Source organism: Maribacter arenosus, from assembly GCF_014610845.1.
GTDB lineage: Bacteria > Bacteroidota > Bacteroidia > Flavobacteriales > Flavobacteriaceae > Maribacter_A > Maribacter_A arenosus.
The window spans coordinates 54,344-76,772 of the sequence record NZ_JABTCG010000007.1 but is presented as its reverse complement, the minus strand read 5'-3'; the positions used below and the strand labels follow the sequence as shown (position 1 = coordinate 76,772).

The following is a 22,429-nucleotide window of genomic DNA, read 5'->3' as shown; positions in this document are numbered from 1 at the left end:
TTCGAGCAATTTTTTATAGGGCCAAATATAATTTAATTCTATCGATCTTCGATGCTGGGAAACCTTCAATTTCATTTAATTCGCCAAAGGAGGTGAAAGCTCCGTTGTTTTTCCTATAATCCACAATTTTTGTTGCCAAAGTATTCGATATATAAATCAGTTTGGATATCTCTAATTCCGAAGCCGTATTAATGTTTATCTTCTCAATCTGTGGCGGGTTCATCACTTTGAACTTTTCAAGGGTTCTCTGAACCACTTCGGGTTCCAAGCCATATACATCGTACAATTGATCGTCTACCAAAAAACCCCCTAACCGGTCCCTGAATTTTATGATTCTCATTGATAATTTATCCCCGATACCGTAAATCGACCTTAATTCATTCGCTGTTGCTTTATTAAGATCCTTGATTTGATTCGATTCCCCTTTTTTACGAGGATAATCGTCAGATTCAAGAGCTTGGGACCTGGACCTATCCGGAGATTTATTTTTGACCCAATTAGGAAATTTGAAATAAGGCGAGATATGGTTCAGGAATGAGTCTGATACTTGGGTTACTTTCTGAAATTCCTCTGGACTGTTTACAAATAAATTTTTTTTTCGATAGGCATGCAACCTATCGATTTCTTCCAAAGACATTCCCAAGGCATATCCTTTATAATCAGTAATATAATTAGGGTTGAAGGGAAATAATGGTATTGAATCGTGTTTAGACCTTCCTTGTCTTAGTGAATCTATCCTTGCTTGGATTTCTTTATCTATCGATAGCCTTCCTTCTAGGCTGGTCGAAGTGGATTTCACCACATAAAATACCGTTTGTAATCCAATAATGATAAAAAGCAAAAAGAAAATCCCACTACGCTCCTGTTTAGAAAACTTAAAGTGGGATTTTAAATTTTTCATCATTAAACCAACCGATGGAATTAATTTTGTTTGGCCAACTTTTGTTTTTTGAACAATTGGTTGTTTTTTAATTTCTTCCAATATTCGTTCAAATCGGTTTTTACTTCACCAGACATGATATATAGACCAATTATATTAGGAAATGACATCGCTAAGATCATCATATCCGAAAAATCCAATACCGCCCCTAAACTAACTGATGCTCCTACCACAACAAAAACCAAGAAAAACATTTTATAGACCATTTCCGATTTTCTGCTTTTTCCAAATAGATAGGTCCATGCGCGCATACCATAATACGACCAGGAAATCATTGTAGAAAATGCAAACAAGAATACAGCTAAGGCAAGAACGTAGGGAAACCAAGAAATTTGACTTGCAAAAGCGTCGGAGGTCAATTGCGCTCCTGCCATACCCTCTACTTCGTGCATTCCAGTAAAGATGAGCACCAAGGCAGTTAAGGTACATACCACTACTGTGTCGATAAATGGTTCGAGTAGGGCAACAAAGCCTTCAGATGGCGGATTATTGGTCTTTGCCGTGCTATGCGCAATTGCCGCGGAACCAACTCCGGCTTCATTGGAGAATGCCGCCCTTTGAAAGCCAATGACCAGAACCCCTATGATACCTCCCTTAAGGGCTCCGGGATTGAAAGCACCTTCAAAAATAGCAGAAAAAGCTGGTCCAATATTCTCGATGTTCATTCCGATCACTACTAAAGCCGCAACGATATAAATCGATGCCATTATGGGAACGATTTTACCAGTTACCTTGGCAATACTGCTAATACCACCAATTATGACAACGCCTACGAGAATGGCCGTGATAATCCCAAACCAAAATCCGTTACCTGCCAGTACAGGAAACTGCCCTGCCAATTGCTCAAATGATTGATTGGCCTGGAACATATTTCCACCGCCAAAGGAGGCGCCAACAGCAAGTACCGCAAATAACCCGGCAAGTACTTTGCCAAGTCCCTTCATATTTCTTTTCTCAAGTCCATAACGGAGATAATTCATCGGACCTCCAAAAACCCTTCCATCGGGAAGAATGTCCCTGTATTTAACGCCAAGTGTGCACTCCACAAATTTTGAGGACATTCCTAACAAACCACAGACTATCATCCAAAAAGTGGCTCCGGCCCCTCCAAGCGATACCGCCACTGCCACTCCGGCAATATTGCCCAAACCAACTGTGCCTGAAACGGCTGTGGCCAAAGCTTGAAAGTGGGTTACTTGCCCGGGGGCGTTAGGATCATCGTATTTACCCTTGGCCAAATCTATGGAATGTCGAAACCCTTTTATATTTATAAAGCCCATTCGAATGGTAAAAAATAATGCCCCTAATACCAGCCACATTACGATAAATGGAATGTCCTTGGTAATGGGATCCCCATTGGGATGGGTCATGACCATAGGTTCGTCATATTTTATACTCGCTAAATAATGGGCACCCTGCTCTATTACATGCTCTTGATTCTCAGAATTGTAAATTACTTTTCCTTCCTCTACCAAATAGTGGAGTTTGCCGGTTGCAGAGGCCAAAACGGTTTCATCGGTTCCCTTGTTGTTAGAAATTACGGCTATTTGGTCTCCTTTTTTAACTTTTGACCCATTGGGTTTCAACCATTGTTTTAAAACGAATCTATCATTTACATCAGGTGACCAATCTGGGACAGGTATCATTTTCTGATCGGCATAGGCGACTGGGTCATATATACCTATGGCCGCAAAGGGATCCCAAAATAGAACCGATCCCAAGGCACTTACAGCTGGGGTCATAGTTCCGTTAAAAACTTCGGTAATAGATTGGGTCTTTACGGTGAATACCTTAGTTTCCGATTGTCCATTGGCATCGATTACGGTTACCGTATATGGGACTCCTTCTACTAAGCCACTGGCCATTTTAGAGTGTAAAGAAGTACCTTGATTGCTCCATTTATAGGTATACGGTTCAGTTCCTCCATCAACTTCCAATTCTATGGCCCCATCGTTAATATCATCTGATGGATTAATGGCCTTACCGGTAACCACAAGATCTTGGGAAAATGTCATAATGCCAAAGAGCATTAAAAAGGGAAGGAGATACTTCTTCATATTAAAAATGTAGTGGTTAATATTAGTTGGTAATAGGCCCAAATGACCGACAATATCCTAAAAAAAAACAACCCAATCAAATATTGGGAAGAAAGAAAGAATATTAAATGTGAAACATTTCGTTTAATTTACGGATTTGCTCAGGCCTACCCAGGACGATGACCTTACTCTTGGGTTGTAATTGCATATCGGCTTCCGGATTAATAGTGTATTTACCGTCAGGAGCGATATAACCGATAATGGTACACCCAGTTTTCCGCCTTAAATCAAGATCTCGAAGCGATTTGTGCTCTACTTCTTCGGCAAAATCCTCAATGGCCACTTCCTCTAGATTGGTCGTATGCTCTCCTTCCAAGGACAATTCGTCCATAAAAGAAATCAGGTCGGGCATGACCACTAGGGAAGCCATATGGTCTCCGCCGATCTTATCGGGCATTATCACTTGATTGGCTCCCGCCAATTTCAGCTTCTTCTGAGAGGTAACCAGCGAGGCCCGGCTAATTATATTCAGTGATTTGTTCATTTGCCTTGCGGATAATACCACAAAGAGGTTAGCCGCATCATCTGGCAAGGTGGTTATAATATATTTTGCCTGCTTTATACCAGCTTCCAACAATACTTCATCTTCATTGGCATCCCCTTCGACAAATAGAATGGTATCCCCAAATTTTTCGATAACTTCCTTATCATTTTCCACTACAACGAAAGGTCTTTTATAGGCTTCCAACCTTATGGCAGCCTGTTTGCCGTTTCGTCCAAAACCACATATGATTACATGGTTGGTTAACTTATTGATCATGGTTTTTACTTTTTTCTTTTTTAAGACATCCAAGGAATTTCTACTTAAGATATATTCCGTTACAACCGAGATGGCGAATGCAAATATGAATACACTCGAAATTATTAAAAACACCGTAAATATCTTTGCCTCAACGCTTAATGGACCAACTTCGGAAAAACCCACTGTGGTAACCGTAATAACGGTCATATAAAAGGCATCTAACCATGATAAATTGGATAATACCCTATATCCGATAATTCCAGTTGCCAAAACAACCACAATCAAACTGATGGCCAAATACATTTTGGAACGAAAAAGTCGAATCATAATTAGAGGTCAAAAACTGAGGTCCTTTTGGTATGCACCAAATCCTTTATTTTCAACCAAAAGGCCAAAAATAGGTATAAAGCAAACCCAAACCCCAAGGTTACGAATGTAAGGTAAATGAACGATGTTCTAACCACCCTGGCCCGAATACCCATCCTTTCCGCGATACGCCTGCAAACTTCAAATCCCCTTTTTTGAAGATAGTATAAAAGTTGATAGAACACGTTCATAGACTAAATTTAAATATTTCCATGTAATAAACTACTACCAATAGCACATTGTAAACATTTATTTTTTGAACAATATTCATTATAGAGTTGTAAAATTGCCTGGGTATCACCCGCCGTTTTCACTTGTACTCCAATTGCTTTGAATTTATTCAAAATACTATTATCCTCTTTTTTTATTCTTTCTATTATGGAAAAAATCCCTACAATACCATCGGTGCCCTTGTGATGGGCATAACAAAACTTTAAAGGTAGAATTGTATTGATAAGGAGGAGGTCGATGAATGGCTTGGTCAATTTTTTCGGGCTCTTTTTTGATTCTTTCCCAAACGTAAAATGAATATCCCAATACCGACTTGCCGATATGTCGAAAATAGCGTACAAGTCATCCAGACCTGGGGCTTTGATTACTTTTTGAAAAAGGTTTTCATGTTCTTCGTATAGCGCGGCGATTTGCGAAAGTCTTATGGTAGGGAAGTTAGTGGGTCGAAGCTTGAAAAATTCGGGTCGTTGCACGCTTTCTTGGGTGAGATCGAATTTTTTCCGCAAATAGGCATATTCCTTTTTTAACGAATCAAAATAGGGATCCTTTATTTTATTATAATCAAGCAAACCAGCTAAACCGAAGAAAACACTTTCCAGTTGAAAATGGTCATTTCGTAACTTTCTTACGATTGAATAATCCAAGGCATGCGCTATGGTTAAAAAGGACGCACCATTTATGTTCAATCCAAAATTCTTGAGAAGGAGCATGAACAAAACCTTCTCCCAGTCATTATTCGAACTTTTCAAAAGCGTATTGACCAATTCGGATTTTTGCTCTAAACGTTCAATGTATAATCGTTCGAACCAATTGCGAACAGTAAATTTATCGACTGTTGAAATTCCATTTTCGCAATTAATGAATTTATTTGAACGATTTTCGAATAAACCCTTGTAACTTTTTAATAGGTCTTCTGAAACATACCTCTTCAATTCTAGGGTGGGTATTAAAGAATTGTCCTTTCTATAGACATTGATGTCGTCGTGCCATACCACATGGAGTATTACATTATCATAAGCAACATCCTCTTCATGATGATGGACATACCAGTCCGACGCATTAGGATGTACTTCCACATTACCGGCCCAAAGTTGACCGTCGATGTTGATTTTGGCATTGAAAAAATCGGGACCTGATTGAAGATTATGGGAACCAGGATCGATAATGACCAAGGATTCATCACGCGTTGTGACCAAGTTCTGCAATTGCAGTTTTTTATATTTCCATATAAAATGAAGTAAATCTTCCCGCATTCCCCTAAAATAAAAAATCCCTCATAATTGTGGGACTTCTCATCAAAATTTTGTGGTGGATCAGCGGACAACCTCTCCCTGCCAGGCTATAATACCACCCTCAAGGTTATAGGCTTTTTCAATACCAAGGCCATTCATTAAGGCGCATGCCTGTCTACTTCTGACACCCGACCTACAATAGACGTAATAACTTTTTGATTTGTCCAATTTTTCCAATTCCGCCATAAACTGTTGACCCCGATAAATATCGATATTACTGGCATCTGGAATGAAGCCTTGTTGGAACTCCGCAGGAGTCCGAACATCCAGGATGACCGCATTTTCATCAGCTCTTAATTGTTCTGCCCATTCCTTTTGGGATAAATCTGCCATTCTATCTAAATTTTAAGGGGCAAAAATAATATTTTTCCATAACATAGAAAGATTCTCGTGCAGAATACAAGTGTCAAAATAGGGCGGCAATTTTATTTAACAAAAATTTATTCTTTTCAACAATAGATTATTCATCAAACTTAGTATATTTGTATATACAATTATTGTAAGTACATGAATGTAGAGGAGCGTATAAAAACTGTTGGCAAAATACCTATGGAACGTAGAACGATTATTCATTTTATGTTGGTGGCCAATACAATAAATGAGCAGATGGCCCAAGCATTAAAACCTTTCGACGTATCCATTCAACAGTTCAATGTTCTGCGAATTTTAAGAGGGCAAAAGGGAAAGCCTGCCAACCTCTCTACTATTAATGAAAGAATGGTTACCAAGATGAGCAACACGACCCGATTGGTTGATAAGCTGATTTTAAAAGAATATGTTGAAAGGAATACCTGTCCGTCAAATAGAAGAAAGATAGAAATTCTTATTACGCTAAAAGGTAATGAACAACTTTCAAAAATGGACGCGATCGTCTCAGAAACAGAAACAAACTTATTGCAGCAATTCTCTACAAATGAATTGGAGCAACTAAACATTTTATTAAATAAATTTCAATCCTGATTATTAACAATTAAATAGTAAAAACAAATGAAAAAGAATTTTTTTGCATTGACCTTAGCCGTAATATTTGGCTTTTCGGCTACAGCTACCGAGCCGATTGAAGTAGATAAAAAAGAAGTTAAAACCGAGGAAAGTACGGTAACGTGGAAAGCCTATAAGGTCACCGGGTCACACACCGGTACCGTAAATTTAAAGAGTGGGTCGTTGATGTTCGATGAAGGCAACCTTATTGGAGGGGATTTTACCGTGGAAATGGCCTCATTGATCAGTACAGATTTGGAAGGTGAATATAAAGGAAAGTTGGAAGGGCATTTGAAATCGGATGATTTCTTTGGTGTTGCCAACCATCCAACATCATCTTTAGTGTTTACTAAAGTTGAAGCCACGGGTAAAAATTCCTATGAAGTAACAGGCGATCTAACTATCAAAGGTATTACCAAACCAGTCGCTTTCGATGTATCCATATATGGTAGCAAAGCGACCGCAACTATGAAAATAGACAGGGCCCAATACGATGTGCGTTATGGCTCGGGTAGCTTTTTCGATAATTTAGGCGATAAAACAATCTATGATGAATTCGATCTTGTTGTAGATTTGGTATTTTAATAAACTTGACCTCACAAACTAAGCCCTAGGTGCCTTTCGGCCACTAGGGCTTATTATTTTTAACCAAAAACGTGTTTGTTGTTTTAAAAATCATTTCTATATTTGGGCCAGTGAAAAATAAAGGAACAAATACATGGTGGTGGAGTACCTTACGAAAAACGTCGTGAGCGAAGCATCATTGTAGTATAACCATACAAAAGGCTTGTCTATCACGACAAGCCTTTTTTAATTTAAATTTTGATCATGGCCTATCAATTTAAATCGCATTATAAAAAAATCCTTGCGGATACCATTACCCCAGTAAGCGTATATTTAAAAATACGCGATAGATTCCCGAATAGTATTCTTTTGGAAAGTAGTGACTATCACGCCAACGACAATAGCTTTTCCTATATCTGCTGCAACCCAATTGCTTCGATAAAGATTAAAAATGAAACCATCATGGAGGCATTTCCTGATGGAAAAGTTGCATCAAAAAAAATCGATCTTGACACCGATGTGGTAAAAACCATCCACGAATTCAGTCTAAAATTCCAAGCCGATCAAAATTCATTTAAGTTTATAAACAACGGTTTATTCGGCTATATGGCCTATGATGCAGTCCGGTATTTCGAGGACATCCAGATCAACAAAAAAGATGATACTTTGGACATTCCCGATATTTATTATGCGGTATATCAGAATATAATCGCTATCAATCATTTCAAAAATGAAGCGTATCTCTTTGCCCATTGTTATGAATCTGAAAGTAATATAGCCGAAATCGAACATATTCTCAATGTAAAGAACTTCGCTTCGTACAACTTCAACAAAGAAGGGAAACCTAAATCAAATCTGAAAGATGAAGAGTATAAAGAGCATGTTGCTCTTGCGAAAAAACATTGCCAACGGGGGGATGTTTTTCAATTGGTGCTCTCCAGAAGATTTTCCCAAGGGTTCAAAGGGGACGAATTCAATGTGTATAGGGCCCTTCGCTCAATAAACCCTTCCCCATATTTGTTTTACTTTGATTATGGGGATTTCAAAATATTCGGAAGCTCCCCAGAGGCCCAGTTGATCGTAAATAATGGCAAAGCGGAAATACATCCTATAGCAGGCACCTTCAAAAGAACGGGAAATGATGAACAGGACGCCGAGTTGGCCAAAAAGTTGACCGAGGATGATAAGGAAAACAGTGAGCATGTAATGTTGGTCGATCTGGCCAGGAACGACTTGAGTAGAAATGGCAATTTGGTAAATGTTGATAATTATAGGGAGGTACAGTTCTTTTCCCATGTCATCCATTTGGTATCCAAGGTAACGGGGCAAAAGAAAAAAGATATCACCACTATGAAAGTCGTGGCAGATACCTTTCCGGCCGGAACATTGAGTGGGGCCCCAAAACATATGGCGATGCAACTCATAGAGAAGTATGAAAAGACGAATAGGGCTTATTATGGTGGTGCCATTGGCTTTATGGATTTTAGTGGAAATTTCAACCATGCCATCATGATTCGTACTTTTTTGAGTAAAAACCATCAATTACATTATCAAGCTGGAGCTGGTTTGGTAGCCGCCTCCGATCCCGAAGACGAATTGCAGGAAACCTATAACAAACTGGGAGCATTGACCAAAGCCTTGGAAATTGCGGAAACCATCTAAAATTTCCAAAACAGAGATGATATGAAAAAAATATTGGTAATCGACAACTATGACAGCTTTACCTATAATCTGGTCCATTATTTGGAGGATTTGGATTGTGAAGTCATCGTAAAAAGAAACGACCAACTAACTTTGGAAGAGGTTGCTGCGTACGATAGAATCGTCTTATCACCTGGTCCCGGCATCCCTGATGAGGCCGGGTTGCTTAAAGAAATCATTGCAACCTATGCCCAAACAAAAAGTATATTTGGAGTATGCTTGGGGCAACAAGCCATCGCCGAAGTTTTCGGGGGTTCATTGATCAATCTGGATGAGGTTTATCATGGGATAGCCACAAAAATAAAAATCACCAAAGATGATCATATCTTCGATGGATTGCCAAGGGAAATTGAAGTTGGTCGCTATCATTCCTGGGTCGTTGATCCGAATATGCCCGAAGTTTTGGAAGCGACTTCTATTGACGAAAACGGACAGATTATGTCTCTTCGGCATAAAAAATATGACGTATGTGCCGTACAATTTCATCCCGAATCGGTGTTGACCCCTGAGGGTAAGAAAATTTTGAAGAACTGGTTAAAAGGCAAAGCTTAGTATGAAAGAAATTTTAAATAGACTGATCAATCACGATATCCTTACCAAGGAAGATGCCAAAGGGGTTTTGGTAAATATCGCCAAAGGGGAGTATAACACGAGTCAGATCGCGGCTTTTCTAACGGTTTATATGATGCGAAGTATAACCATCGAGGAGCTTGAGGGTTTTCGGAATGCATTGTTGGAATTATGCCTATCCATAGATTTATCAGCGTACAACCCTATCGATTTATGCGGAACGGGCGGTGATGGAAAGGATACCTTCAACATATCCACCCTGGCTTCCTTCGTAACGGCTGGTGCTGGTATCAAAGTAACGAAGCACGGAAATTATGGGGTATCCTCAAAATGTGGGAGTAGCAATGTCCTGGAATTTTTAGGGATAAAATTCAGCAATGAAGCTGATTTTCTTACCAGGTCTATAGAGGAAGCAGGGATTTGTGTTTTACATGCCCCTTTGTTCCATCCGGCCATGAAAAATGTGGCCCCAATCCGAAGGGAATTGGCTGTAAAGACCTTTTTCAATATGCTGGGACCCATGGTCAACCCTGCTTTTCCCAAAAACCAAATGGTAGGCGTTTTTAATTTGGAATTGGCACGTATGTATGGTTACCTCTATCAGAATACCGATAAGAATTTCACCGTAGTACATGCACTGGACGGGTACGATGAAATTTCATTGACCGGGGCCACAAAAACCATTTCGAACAATTCGGAGGGCATAATAAATCCGGCAGATTTCGGCGTAAATCGCATTAAAAAGAGTCAAATAGTCGGTGGGGAAACCATTGAAGAATCGGCTAAAATCTTTATGAATATCTTGGAAGGCAAAGGTACCGAAGCCCAAAATAACGTCGTCTGCGCTAATGCCGGAATAGCCATAGCCACAGTCAATGGGTCAAATCCTAAACAAGGGTTTGAGAGCGCCAAAGAATCATTACGATCAGGAAAAGGATTGGTCGCTTTAAAACGACTACAGGCGTTGAGTGCTTAAAAAAATTGACTATGAACATCCTAGAAAAAATAGTAAAAGACAAGCGCAAGGAGGTTGCGTTAAAAAAATCGATTGTCCCTTCTACCCAATTTGAACAATCCGTTATGTTTGAAAGAAAAGGTGCCTCACTTGCCAGTGCACTTCGGAATAGCAGCATAGGGATTATTGCAGAACACAAAAGGCGGTCTCCTTCTAAATCAACGATTAATCAAAACACAAATGTTGGCCAAGTGGCTAAAGGGTATCAAAAAGCAGGGGTTTGCGGTATGAGTGTGCTTACCGACATTAAATACTTTGGAGGTTCGCTGGAAGATTTGTTATTGGCGAGAGCTTCAGTTGACTTGCCTTTATTACGAAAGGAATTTATTGTTGATGAATATCAGATAGTCGAAGCGAAAGCGTATGGTGCGGATGCCATTCTTTTGATCGCCGCCATATTGACCAAAAATGAAATAAAAACGTTCTCTGAATTGGCAAAAAGCCTTAATATGGATGTTCTTTTGGAAGTCCATAATGAAGGGGAATTGCAAAAATCAATAATGCCCAGTTTAGATATGTTTGGGGTGAACAATCGTAATCTAAAGACGTTTGAAGTCAGCTTGGAAACCAGCAAGTTACTTTCAACCATGATTCCCAACGACTTTGTAAAAGTATCGGAAAGTGGTATTAGCAGTGTTGAAGCCATTAAAGAATTAAGGCTATTTGGGTATCAAGGCTTTTTGATTGGTGAGAACTTTATGAAAACCGATGACCCAGGCAAAAGTGCCATGACGTTCATTAATACCTTGCATAAAGAAGATTCTTAAGATGAGCCAATACCATAAAATCACTAACGAATCGGAAAGAGAGCCTCTAAGGATAAAGGTTTGTGGTATGAATTTGAATACCTCGGCCGTTGCTGGATTAAACCCCGATTATTTGGGATTTATATTCTGGGAACAATCCAAAAGGTATTTTGATGGGAATGGGGCGGAACTACCGCATCGTATTAAAAAGGTAGGGGTTTTTGTTAGTGCATATATCGAAGAAATTATTGAAAAAGTCAATGCCCATCAACTTGTAACCGTGCAATTACACGGGAATGAAACTCCAGAATTCTGTCGTATTCTTAAAAGTGAATTGAAAGGGGTCTCGATCATTAAGGTTTTTACGATAAAAGAAGCCTTTGATTTTAAAGAACTTCAGCCGTTCGAATCGGTTTGTGATTACTATTTGTTCGATACAAAAGGAAAATTGCCGGGAGGCAATGGATATAAGTTCAATTGGAAGGTATTGAAGGATTATCCATCCAAAAAACCTTTTTTTCTAAGTGGAGGCATTGGTTTGGAGGATTTGGAATCCGTCAAGGAATTTATGACACGGCCTGAATCAAGATATTGCCATGCCGTAGACGTGAATAGTAGGTTTGAAATTGCACCTGGGTTGAAGGACATTGTTAAATTAAAAGAATTTATAAAAAGTTTAAGATGAAATATCACGCGGACGAAAAAGGATATTACGGGGAGTTTGGTGGGGCATTTATCCCCGAAATGCTTTATCCGAATACGGAGGAACTTCGACAGAACTATATCCGTATTATGGAAGAACCTTTATTCAAAAAGGAATTCGACCAGTTATTGAAGGATTATGTTGGTCGGCCGACACCTTTGTATTTCGCTGAGCGTTTATCAAAAAAATACAATACGAAGATTTACCTCAAAAGGGAGGATCTATGCCATACTGGGGCGCATAAGGTAAATAACACCATTGGCCAGATACTTATGGCCAAAAAATTAGGCAAAAACAGGATCATTGCCGAAACAGGTGCCGGACAACATGGTGTTGCCACAGCTACGGTTTGCGCATTAATGGGTATAGAATGTGTGGTGTATATGGGTGAAATAGATATTGCGAGACAGGCCCCCAACGTAGCCCGGATGAAAATGTTGGGTGCAGAAGTCCGTCCGGCGTTATCGGGGAGCAGAACTTTAAAAGATGCCACCAATGAGGCCATTCGCGATTGGATCAATAATCCCGTCGACACCCATTATATTATTGGCTCCGTGGTAGGACCACACCCCTACCCCGATATGGTAGCCCGGTTTCAATCCGTGATTTCCGAAGAAATAAAATGGCAGCTCAAAGAAAAAGAAGGTGTTGAAAATCCTGACTTTGTTGTTGCCTGCGTAGGTGGTGGTAGTAATGCCGCGGGTGCCTATTACCATTATCTGGATAATCCGGAAGTAGGGATCATTGCCGTCGAGGCTGCAGGAAAAGGTATCGATTCAGGAGAAAGTGCAGCCACATCGGCACTTGGAAAAGTCGGGATTATCCATGGTAGTAAAACCCTGTTAATGCAGACCCAGGACGGACAGATTACGGAACCTTATTCCATATCGGCCGGACTCGATTACCCCGGCGTGGGCCCAATGCATGCCCATCTGTTTAGATCCGGGCGTGGGGAATTTATCTCCATTACCGATGATGAGGCCATGAAAGCCGGATTATTGCTCTCAAAGTTAGAGGGAATTATTCCAGCCATTGAAAGCTCCCATGCCTTTGCCATATTGGAGTATAAGAAGTTCAGGCCGGATGACATTGTTGTTATCAACCTCTCCGGGCGAGGTGATAAGGATTTGGACACCTATATCAACTATTTTGAACTCTAACTTGGTACATACTACGATGAACAGAATAAACCAAAAAATCAAAGAAGGTAAAAAAATCCTTTCCATATATTTTACAGCTGGTTACCCTGAATTGAATGATACGGTACGCATACTAGAGGAACTGGAAAAAAACGGGGTTGACCTCATTGAAATTGGGTTGCCTTTTTCAGATCCCTTGGCCGACGGGCCAACGATTCAAGAAAGCTCAACAGCTGCTTTAAAAAAAGGCATGCATACCGAACTACTTTTTGAACAATTAAAGGATATTCGTAAATCGGTTTCCATTCCATTGATTATCATGGGATATTTTAATCCCGTTTTTCAATATGGGGTCGAGGCTTTCTGTAAAAAATGCCATGAGATCGGTATCGACGGACTTATTCTACCAGATTTACCTTTGGACGTGTATCAAAGTGAATACGAGGTTATTTTTAAAAAATACGGTTTGATCAATGTATTCCTCATAACCCCACAAACCAGCGATGAGCGCATCAAACAAATCGATGATGCCTCGAACGGATTTATCTATATGGTCAGTTCGGCCAGTACCACAGGCACTACCAAAGGTTTTGGTGAAGAACAGCAACATTATTTTGACCGTATTTCAGCAATGAAACTCAAGAATCCTCAAATTGTTGGTTTTGGTATCAATAATGCGGAAACCTTTAAACAAGCTACGCGTTCTGCAGCTGGGGCGATTATAGGCTCCGCGTTTATTAAACATCTGACGTCACATGGGGTCGATGCCATATCCAAGTTTGTTAAATCTATTCGATAAGTATATGGAATTCGTAAATAATTGGAAACTTGTTATTTTATTATGTCTTGCTTTAGGCTTGGCACCCTTTTTCCCTGAACCACATATCTGGGGTAAAATCCGTTGGATTGCCGGTGGGGCAAACGGCATGGCCTTTATGGATTGGTTCGATGTGGTATTGCATGGTTTCCCATTTATCCTTTTACTGCGGTTGATTGTTTTAAAGGTAATTGGCCTATTGAAAAATTAGGGTCATTAGTTCAAGGACCAAATGGCATAACCCCTTGCAGGAGCTTTAAGTGATACCGATCCGGCATTATCCGTGCTAAGCCCGGTAGTAATACTCCCTGAATAATCATGTAGCTTTTTATTGATCCAAGGAGTAATGACCGTTCGGGTATCTTTTGAGGCCTTACGGTTGATGTAGATGATCAATCCTGGATTTGCGCCTTCACCCTCACGCATAGCAATGTATTCCTCGTTACTTGAAAATAGTACCGTGAGCCCACCAACTGCAAGTGTTCTATTGATATATATAAGTGTATTCAACTTTTCCTTGAATTCGATATTTTCATAATCGGAATAAAAAATTGTGGGATAGCCCGGATGTGTAAGAATGTAAGCGTATGCATAAAGCTTATCGCTTTCTTTAATTACTGGCTCACGATCCGTATCATGGTTTGCCACAAAAGTCACTGCTTTATCAGGATCGGTTTTCCAAAGCATGTCACCAGTTTCAAGAGTACTCAAATCATTTTGCAGAAATGCATCCTTCATCTGAAACAAACAGGGAAAATCGAATGCGTTGATACCAGAGCCCGTCATCCACTGTCGAACCAAATTGGCATTACCATCATAAAACTCACCCACTGACCATCCGCCAACTTCATCGGTCCATGCCTTAACGAATTGTGCGTTAAAACTCTTGACATAATCAAATCGCCAACCATCAAAACCGACGGTATTTTTATAATATTTTGCCACGGAATTTTCATTTTTCCAAAATCCATTTTGAACATTGGGTTGTAGATGACAAAGGTCTTGTTCCTCAAAAAACAAAGCTTGTTCATCCATAGCATGAATGCTGTTCGGGTGATAATCCTCATAATTTCTATTGAATATTCCCGAGGCATTTCCATGCGATTGATTAAACAGCGTATAGGTATCCTTATCCCGGTAAGGATTATACTGCAAACCACCTCCACTGTTGTGGCCCATTACAATATCTGCGATAACCTCGATACCATTGCCATGGGCCTTAGCAATTAGATTATCTAGCTCCGTTCTTGACCCAAAACGTGTTTCCGTGGTGCCATGTTGAAAATATTCCCCCAAATCATAATAGTCCGATGGGTCATAACCCATGGAATAGCCTCCAGATTGCCCTTTCGATGCTGGTGGTAGCCAAATTCTATCTATTCCCGCAACTGCCCATTCGTCCGTTTTATTGGCAATGGTATTCCACCATTCAAAACGAGGTTCAACATCCCAGTAAAAAGCTTGCATCATCACCCCCCTACCGTTTAAATAAATAGATAAGTCCTTCCCTACAGAAATTGGACCGTAATCCATGTCTTCAGCATCCCCGTTTTCTGAACAAGAATAGAATAGTGTATTTGCCAAAATCAAAATCAACAAGGGTATTTTTGAATACCAATTTGAAAAAGTCATTTTTTCGGAATTTATTTTATTTGTAAAAGGGTAAAGTTAGTAATACTTGATAAGAGGACACTCATTTTAATAAATATACCGCTTGATAATTAAATGGGAAAAACTACGACCAAAAAACCAGAATTGCCTACTTTTAAACCCTATCAAAAAATACTGAAAATGAAAAGATACCTTGCCCTAATTTGTTTAGTAATTTCGGGGTATTCCACGGCACAGGATGACGATGTTTTAAAAACCTACGTGAGCCATTCCATTAATGAACTCCGGGAATTTGTCGCCATCCCGAATGATGCCACGGAACATGCCGACATTAACAGAAACCTAACTTGGTTGACCAACAAATTCAATGCAAGGGGATTTAATTCGTCGATTTTACCCACTCAAGGTGAATCCTTGTTTTTTGCGGCATTACCGATGGAGGATAACAAACCGACCATTCTTTTTTATATGCATCTTGATGGGCAACCGGTCGATCCAACCAAATGGGATCAACCCAACCCGTACAGCGTTGTCTTAAAATCAAAAGATGGGAATCAATGGAAAAAGCAACCTTTTGATAGTTTGGCGAATAATCTAAATTATGATTGGCGCCTTTTCGGTCGCTCGACCTCAGATGACAAAGGCCCTATTGTAATGTTATTGAACGCCATTGATCTTTTGAAACGGAACAATGTAACCTTCCCGTTCAATGTAAAAGTGATCCTGGATAGCGAGGAGGAAAAAGGAAGCCGCCCTCTTCCAAAAGCGGTTAAGGAATACCGCGATTTGTTGAAAGCCGATTTCCTGGTCATTAATGATGGCCCGGTACATGTTTCGGGCAAACCCACGGTTGTGTATGGTTGCCGTGGCATCACCACGCTTACCTTGACCACGTACGGACCCATGAAACCACAGCATAGTGGCCATTATGGTAATTATGCCCCGAATCCCGGTTTTCAACTGGCCCAATTATTGGCCAGTATGAAAGATGCCGAAGGTAAGGTGTTGGTTAATGGGTATTATGACGGAATATCCTTGGATGCCCCAACCACTGAGATACTAAAAAATGTCCCCGAGGATGCTGCAACCATAAATGGGTATCTAGCTATAAAAACACCTGAAAAAGTAGGTGGTTTTTATCAAGAGTCCTTGCAATATCCTTCATTGAATATTCGAGGATTGGGTTCAGGATGGATTGGTGAAAAAGTCAGGACTATAATTCCCGAAAGCGCCACGGCCGAAATCGATATGCGATTGGTGCCAGAGTCGAATGGCAACAGACTCAAAGACCTTGTAAAAACCCATATCCAAAATCAAGGATTCTTCATCATGGATTCGATACCGACCAAGGAGGAACGTATGGCTCATGAGAAGATCATCACCATAACTGAAGGATCGGTCACCAATGCCTTTCGGACAGACCTGAACAATGCCTATGGTAATTTTTTGGTTAATGTTTTAAAGGATTCCTTTGGGGATGATGTGGTTCAAATACGTATCATGGGCGGTACCGTACCCATTGCCCCATTTATCAATGAATTACAGATTCCGGCGTTCATCGTTCCCATGGTAAATCCCGACAACGACCAGCATAGTCCCAATGAGAACCTTAGAATAGGGCAACTAGCCTATGGGATCAAAGCGTTTTATGGGATTCTAAGCACAAAAATGAATTAAGTGACCTTTTGAACCTTTATTGACATCACCTTAACATTCCCTAACAAAGCTTTATCACCTTTTTAACGGAGATTGTCGTATTTGACCCTTATATTATTTATGAACCTAAAAAATAAATTAAATGGGAATAATTAAAGACAACAAAAAGTTTAAAAGAAAAGTAGAACAGTCAAATCCGACCAATCCGACGGGAAATACCAGTATCGATACCAATACTTTTGATATTGACAAAAAAACCATTAGAAAGCAGCAGAATAAAAGGTAGGGCTTTAAAACTGCTTTGTTTCAGAAACTTTGCAGCATAAAAAACAATAATTATAGACCTTCAAGGTATAAAAACCTGAAGGTCTTTTTTCTTAGGCTGAATTTCTACTTGCATTGATATTCCCATAAAGAGATCGAGTAACTATTTTCTCATAAACATCCTTATAGACCGTCTTTTGCCCTATTTTTTGAAGTGCATATTGTTGGATTACTAAAAGAGGTAGTACAATGTTTTCCCTAATTTGAATAGATTCCCGCGATGTGGCTTCATTCTCCATTAAGACCTCGGTACCGGAAATCAACAACAGCATTTCTTTGGAAAGCTGATATTCTTCATGAAGAATATTCCAAAAACCGCCATACTTCGCATCCTCCTTCATATAGCTTGTCAATTCAAAATAGCATTTTGTGAGCGACATCATACTGTTATGCATCAATGCCTTGAAAAAGGGGACTTCCCTGTACATCTTTTTCAGTTCCCTTAATCGACCCGTATCCCGAATCGTTTTTATAGCCGTACCTATCCCAAAATAACCAGGTACATTCTGTTTCAATTGGCTCCATGAACCTACAAAAGAAATAGCCCTAAGGTCACTTAAGGTCAATTGTTTCTTATTACCTCTTTTCCCTGGTCTACTACCAATATTGGCTTTTTGGTAATATTTAAGTGTGCTCCTGTTTTCCAAATAAGGAATAAACATTTCATGGTTCTTCAATGCATCGTATTTCTCAAAGCTCAAATCGGACAATTCTTCCAGGAGTTTACGATGTTCCTTGGAAATCACGTTTTCTTTCCCGAATAGATTGTTCGACAAACCTGCGGTCAACAATTGCTCACTATTGTGCATAAACTGTTCCTTGGTGCCATATGTACTTGTAATGGTCTGTCCTTGAATGGTCAATTGTATTTCGTTGTTCGCGATATCTTTGGTCTGGGCAGCATAAAAGCGATGGGTCTTTCCACCCCCACGTGCCGGCGGGCCACCCCGACCATCAAAAAACAGGGCTTTGATATTGTTCTTTTTACAAATCTTGGAGAGCTGTTCCTTAGTCTTTAAAATTGACCAGTTCGCCTTTACATACCCTCCATCCTTAGTGCCATCCGAAAAGCCGAGCATCATCGTTTGGCTATCTTTTCGCTGTTCTAAATGCCTGCGATACTCAGGCAGATCAAACAAGAATTGCATAACACCCTCGGCTTCTGACATGCCTTTCATGGTTTCAAAGAGCGGAATAATATCGAATGTGATCGCATCATCTTGCCAGCCACACCATCTGAACAAACCATACACATACAATACGGAGAATATATCCTCAGAATTACTGATAATATACCTATTGCAGCCTTCTTCCCCATTTTTAGCCTGTATTTCCTTCAATTGGGAAATATTCAAAAGTGTATCTTTTACAATGTCCTTATAGTCCTTTGGATCTGCTTTGATTTTTTTCTGAACCAGTATATTAACTAATTCGGCCTGTTTCAATTCATCGATACTTTCTTTTATGTACCCATTCTTCTTTAAAATGGTTTCTACAACCAAAACATGTTGGCTATGGTCTTGCCTAATATCAAGTGTTGCAAAATGTGTTTTGAAAATCTTCACCTTATCGATAAAATGATCCAACTTACCTAGGTAGAGCCCATGGTAATCATTGATCAAAACATCACGTATGATCATCAAAGGGTTGATTATCTCTTGGTATGGTATACTCTTCTTAGGATTGAACATTGCCGAATAAAGCTGATTTCGTAATATTTTCAAAGGGCCTTGAACTTTCTTAAAAGTAAGTTTTTGCTGTAGGAATTTAAGATCGTTATAATAACATTTCATTAGATTAAGCCTAAGCTCATCGGCGACATTCTTTGTTATTTCAGCCGTTACAAATGGGTTGCCGTCCCTATCACCTCCTGGCCAAAATCCCAGTTTCATTATATTATGGTTCTCGAAATCATCATTATCAATATTCTCTTTTATGTAGGCATATAAATCGCCCATGGCATCATAATAGACATGCCTAAGGATATAGATAATGTTTTTGGCCTCGTCTAAGGGCGTTGGCTTTTTGCTGTTTATTAAGGAAGTGAGTCCTAATTGCTGTAAGGTAACATCGATATCATCGATTCTATTATCCAAGATCAGTAACCGCAAATCGTTCATGATATCAAGTACGGCTGGGGTATAAAATTGGGTCGGATGCGCTGTAAGTACGATCCTGGCACTGAAGGTCGATAGTTTTTCCGTCACTTTGTCCCAACTTTTGGTCTTGTTCACCAGTTGAAAATAATCCTTGATGGAAAGTGAATCGCTATGTTCTTGGAGTTTCGGAAATGCCGCATCTTCAACACTATCGTACAAGACTACTTGTCGCTCTACATACTGGATAATCCGGAACATAAAATCTATTTGGTCCTTTTCGTCTTCTATCATCACATAATTCTTGAAGAACGATTCCAAAATGTCCTGGGGATTAAGCCCTTGGTTAAGACCCTGTACAGATTGATGGTGCAAAAGTGGAACCACCATGCCTACATTTTCGATATTCCTATATGGAAGATTCAGGAATAAGCTATTGTAAACATTGAACTTATTCTGAACCGATTTTTTAAATTCCGCTAATCTTTCTGTTTGATGCATAGACTTTTACAAATGTATCCACATTTTAAAGTGGTTGTGGATTTACCTTACTTAATGAATGGGCAAATATCGACATATTCCATTAACCCTATTTGCATATTTAATCAAATAACAAAATAAGGCACTTATAATACAAAACCAACAGGTAGCCAAAATAAATATTAAGGAAACACCTAAAGATGTACTAAAAAAATGGGGCATATTGTAGCACCCTGTAATCCACTGTGCTGAACCCTGGATTTTTGGTTTTCAATTCCTTAAAATCCATGAGGCTCCCCACGGCCCTATTGGCCGCTCCGGAGGGAGCGATCAATGAAACGGTTTGTATAGTTCTCTGCAAACCATTTTCAGAAGGCAGCTTAAATTGATGGATTCGTGGCACTTGATTCTTGACCAACCCTAACTTTATCTTGTGTTGTTTTAGGTGTTGGCGAAAAAAATACTCCGGCCCATTTTTACTGTTTCCCCCAGTAAACAACAAGGTATCGACTTTCTCATATTGTTGTAGATAACCTATGATATTTCTTAGTTTTATGTTTGTCATTCCCAGATCAGACGCATCGACCTTGGTACGTTCGGCGCTTTGCACAATATCACAGATCCCTATCTTTCGTTGAATCAAAAACCGCTTTCTCTGTTCTATCGCTTCAAAAGTGGTTTCAAACTTTAAATTTAAATCGAAGATTTGATTAAGTATGGGCCATAACTGACCGTCCCTACTGCCATAACAAAAGTCTACGTCACCAGCTTTCAATACGCCGCTCGTAAACCTGGGCGGAGGTAAAGTGCCCACAATCAACTTCGTGGCTTCCTCAAAAAGAAAGGGTTCATATGGATGTGAATGAAAAAACAACTGGTTTACCTATTTATTTAGATGAAAAAATAGTCATACCCTCAAATATACATCTTTGGAAAGTCATAAATCCCAAGTGGCCATTTCTTGTAAAATGAGTAACTTTAAACAAATTAAATTTTCAATGTATGGGAAAAGGTGACAAAAAATCTAGAAGAGGTAAAATAGCCAACAATTCATATGGAGCAAGAAGACCTCGAAAAATTAAAAAGCGACCGACGGTCGAAGAAAAAATAGATATCAAGAAAAAGAAATAGTCCTTAGTCGATAACGAAATTCAAGGTTACATTACCTTCTTGGTCTAGCCCTATTTCATATGTATAGTATCCAAAGGGCAAAGGGGTTTCCCCTACGAAATCGATAGGTTGTAACGCATAGGTCTCCCCATCTGCCGATATACCTATATAAGCATATCTATAGGCCGTTTCGTATTCCAAATAGTCTGAAAAGGAATCAGGGGCAACGTTGGCATGAACCATCTCGTCGCCACCTACCTGTATAGTATCAAAATGTATTGAACTCACATTTTTTACCCGAATCTGTATACCGTTCAGTTCATCATCTCGATCTGAGCAGCCCAAAATGAAGATAAAAATACTTGTAGCTAAAAAAAGAAGTCGTTTCATACGTTGGTTTTGTGCGAAAACTGTTTGATTAAAACGGCCAAAATGAAGAATTATTCTATCGAATAAAAACCGGTTCGTTTTCTTTCAACGTATGTTCCTTGCTAAATAGATACCCATCAGCTTTAAAATCACGTAAATCGGTTAAGGTTTTCACTTCGTTATCCAAAATATATCGGACCATAGATCCCCTTGCCTTTTTCGCAAAAAAACTAATGACCTTTAATTTGTCGTTTTTCCAATCCTTAAAAATTGGGGTTATTATCGGTACTTTGAGTTTCTTTTCATCTAGGGCACCAAAATACTCCTTACTGGCTAAATTTATAAACAGTTCATTATCATCCAATTCAGCATTCAAATGGTCGGTCAGTTCCTTTTTCCAAAACTCGTAAAGATTTTTTTTGCGCCCTATTCTCAATGCAGTGCCCATTTCGAGACGATAGGGTTGGATCAGGTCCAACGGTTTCAGAATCCCGTACAAGCCTGATAATATTCTCAGTGTATCCTGTAATTTATCCAACTTTTCCTCTGGAATCGTATGCGCATCCACCCCTTGATAAACATCCCCATTAAAGGCATATATAGCCGGTCTTGAATTTGAAGGGGCAAACGGGATTGAGAACTTCTGGTTGCGCTCCCAATTGAGTTCTGCAAGCTGATTCGAAATATCCATTAATTTCGCCAAAGCTCTGGGTTTCTTCTTAACAAGCACCTTGTTCAATTTTTGGGCTTGTTCCAAAAATCGGGGTTGGGAATATCTCTTAGAAGGCAATTCGCTCTCAAAATCCAAGGATTTTGCTGGGGAAATAACAATTTTCATTTCAATTTTTTTGGAGGTATAAAAATAAAAAGGAATAACCTA

At 39.5% G+C, this 22,429-nt stretch carries 24 protein-coding genes; 13 read left to right on the top strand and 11 right to left on the bottom strand.

Annotated features, from left to right (window positions below; genetic code table 11):
- Positions 1-13 precede the first annotated feature (13 nt).
- From HPE63_RS17070 to HPE63_RS17050, 6 genes are all read right to left on the bottom strand, one after another.
- The gene (locus HPE63_RS17070) at positions 14-904 is read right to left on the bottom strand and encodes a ComEA family DNA-binding protein (protein ID WP_317172923.1); all 891 of its coding nucleotides are present in this window, start codon (positions 902-904) and stop codon (positions 14-16) included.
- A 17-nt stretch (positions 905-921) separates the two neighbouring features.
- Positions 922-2,997 (bottom strand): amino acid carrier protein, encoded by a 2,076-nt coding sequence (locus HPE63_RS17065; protein WP_188315524.1) that lies wholly within the window; start codon positions 2,995-2,997, stop codon positions 922-924.
- Between the two features lie 103 nt (positions 2,998-3,100).
- Positions 3,101-4,105 (bottom strand): potassium channel family protein, encoded by a 1,005-nt coding sequence (locus HPE63_RS17060; RefSeq protein WP_188315523.1) that lies wholly within the window; start codon positions 4,103-4,105, stop codon positions 3,101-3,103.
- 2 nt (positions 4,106-4,107) lie between these two features.
- Positions 4,108-4,335: a PspC domain-containing protein gene (locus tag HPE63_RS18540; protein ID WP_223198206.1), complete on the bottom strand. Its 228-nt coding sequence runs from the start codon at positions 4,333-4,335 to the stop codon at positions 4,108-4,110.
- Between the two features lie 9 nt (positions 4,336-4,344).
- Positions 4,345-5,628, bottom strand: coding sequence for a DUF2851 family protein (locus tag HPE63_RS17055; protein ID WP_188315522.1), 1,284 nt, complete (start codon positions 5,626-5,628; stop codon positions 4,345-4,347).
- 60 nt (positions 5,629-5,688) lie between these two features.
- A complete protein-coding gene (locus HPE63_RS17050; protein WP_188315521.1) occupies positions 5,689-6,000 on the bottom strand; it encodes a rhodanese-like domain-containing protein in 312 nt (103 codons plus the stop codon).
- A 174-nt stretch (positions 6,001-6,174) separates the two neighbouring features.
- Between HPE63_RS17050 and HPE63_RS17045 the strand changes: the two genes are divergently transcribed.
- From HPE63_RS17045 to HPE63_RS17000, 10 genes are all read left to right on the top strand, one after another.
- Positions 6,175-6,627: a MarR family winged helix-turn-helix transcriptional regulator gene (locus HPE63_RS17045; protein WP_188315520.1), complete on the top strand. Its 453-nt coding sequence runs from the start codon at positions 6,175-6,177 to the stop codon at positions 6,625-6,627.
- 27 nt (positions 6,628-6,654) lie between these two features.
- Complete coding sequence (locus HPE63_RS17040) at positions 6,655-7,233, top strand: YceI family protein (RefSeq protein ID WP_188315519.1); 579 nt, start codon at positions 6,655-6,657, stop codon at positions 7,231-7,233.
- A gap of 243 nt (positions 7,234-7,476) precedes the next feature.
- Positions 7,477-8,874, top strand: coding sequence for an anthranilate synthase component I family protein (locus HPE63_RS17035; protein ID WP_188315518.1), 1,398 nt, complete (start codon positions 7,477-7,479; stop codon positions 8,872-8,874).
- A gap of 21 nt (positions 8,875-8,895) precedes the next feature.
- A complete protein-coding gene (locus HPE63_RS17030) occupies positions 8,896-9,465 on the top strand; it encodes an anthranilate synthase component II (protein ID WP_188315517.1) in 570 nt (189 codons plus the stop codon).
- Position 9,466: 1 nt separating this feature from the next.
- Positions 9,467-10,459, top strand: coding sequence for an anthranilate phosphoribosyltransferase (gene trpD / locus HPE63_RS17025; protein WP_188315516.1), 993 nt, complete (start codon positions 9,467-9,469; stop codon positions 10,457-10,459).
- Positions 10,460-10,470: 11 nt separating this feature from the next.
- A complete protein-coding gene (gene trpC, locus HPE63_RS17020; protein WP_188315515.1) occupies positions 10,471-11,265 on the top strand; it encodes an indole-3-glycerol phosphate synthase TrpC in 795 nt (264 codons plus the stop codon).
- A 1-nt stretch (position 11,266) separates the two neighbouring features.
- The gene (locus tag HPE63_RS17015; protein WP_188315514.1) at positions 11,267-11,929 is read left to right on the top strand and encodes a phosphoribosylanthranilate isomerase; all 663 of its coding nucleotides are present in this window, start codon (positions 11,267-11,269) and stop codon (positions 11,927-11,929) included.
- Positions 11,926-13,107, top strand: coding sequence for a tryptophan synthase subunit beta (gene trpB / locus HPE63_RS17010; RefSeq protein ID WP_188315513.1), 1,182 nt, complete (start codon positions 11,926-11,928; stop codon positions 13,105-13,107). Before HPE63_RS17015 ends, trpB begins: the two co-directional genes overlap by 4 nt.
- Before the next feature lie 16 nt (positions 13,108-13,123).
- Positions 13,124-13,885, top strand: a complete 762-nt coding sequence (gene trpA, locus HPE63_RS17005; protein WP_188315512.1) for a tryptophan synthase subunit alpha — start codon at positions 13,124-13,126, stop codon at positions 13,883-13,885.
- A gap of 4 nt (positions 13,886-13,889) precedes the next feature.
- The gene (locus HPE63_RS17000; protein WP_188315511.1) at positions 13,890-14,114 is read left to right on the top strand and encodes a hypothetical protein; all 225 of its coding nucleotides are present in this window, start codon (positions 13,890-13,892) and stop codon (positions 14,112-14,114) included.
- A gap of 5 nt (positions 14,115-14,119) precedes the next feature.
- On the opposite strand, the gene HPE63_RS16995 is transcribed toward HPE63_RS17000, so the two are convergent.
- On the bottom strand, positions 14,120-15,535 hold the full coding sequence (locus HPE63_RS16995; RefSeq protein ID WP_188315510.1) for an alpha-amylase: 1,416 nt from the start codon (positions 15,533-15,535) through the stop codon (positions 14,120-14,122).
- Between the two features lie 159 nt (positions 15,536-15,694).
- Between HPE63_RS16995 and HPE63_RS16990 the strand changes: the two genes are divergently transcribed.
- Both HPE63_RS16990 and HPE63_RS16985 read left to right on the top strand, forming a co-directional pair.
- Entirely contained in the window at positions 15,695-17,191 is a 1,497-nt protein-coding gene (locus tag HPE63_RS16990) for a M20/M25/M40 family metallo-hydrolase (protein ID WP_188315509.1), read from the top strand.
- A 121-nt stretch (positions 17,192-17,312) separates the two neighbouring features.
- Positions 17,313-17,456 (top strand): hypothetical protein, encoded by a 144-nt coding sequence (locus tag HPE63_RS16985; protein ID WP_188315508.1) that lies wholly within the window; start codon positions 17,313-17,315, stop codon positions 17,454-17,456.
- 91 nt (positions 17,457-17,547) lie between these two features.
- On the opposite strand, the gene HPE63_RS16980 is transcribed toward HPE63_RS16985, so the two are convergent.
- A complete protein-coding gene (locus HPE63_RS16980) occupies positions 17,548-20,091 on the bottom strand; it encodes a phosphoenolpyruvate carboxylase (RefSeq protein ID WP_188315507.1) in 2,544 nt (847 codons plus the stop codon).
- A gap of 184 nt (positions 20,092-20,275) precedes the next feature.
- Complete coding sequence (locus HPE63_RS16975; RefSeq protein ID WP_188315506.1) at positions 20,276-20,944, bottom strand: uracil-DNA glycosylase family protein; 669 nt, start codon at positions 20,942-20,944, stop codon at positions 20,276-20,278.
- 128 nt (positions 20,945-21,072) lie between these two features.
- On the opposite strand from HPE63_RS16975, the gene HPE63_RS16970 reads away from it, so the two are divergent.
- Entirely contained in the window at positions 21,073-21,201 is a 129-nt protein-coding gene (locus HPE63_RS16970; RefSeq protein ID WP_188315505.1) for a 30S ribosomal protein THX, read from the top strand.
- A 3-nt stretch (positions 21,202-21,204) separates the two neighbouring features.
- Here the strand turns inward: HPE63_RS16970 and HPE63_RS16965 are convergent, their stop codons facing one another.
- Entirely contained in the window at positions 21,205-21,570 is a 366-nt protein-coding gene (locus HPE63_RS16965; protein ID WP_188315504.1) for a hypothetical protein, read from the bottom strand.
- Between the two features lie 55 nt (positions 21,571-21,625).
- On the bottom strand, positions 21,626-22,387 hold the full coding sequence (gene yaaA, locus HPE63_RS16960; RefSeq protein WP_188315503.1) for a peroxide stress protein YaaA: 762 nt from the start codon (positions 22,385-22,387) through the stop codon (positions 21,626-21,628).
- Positions 22,388-22,429: the final 42 nt, after the last annotated feature.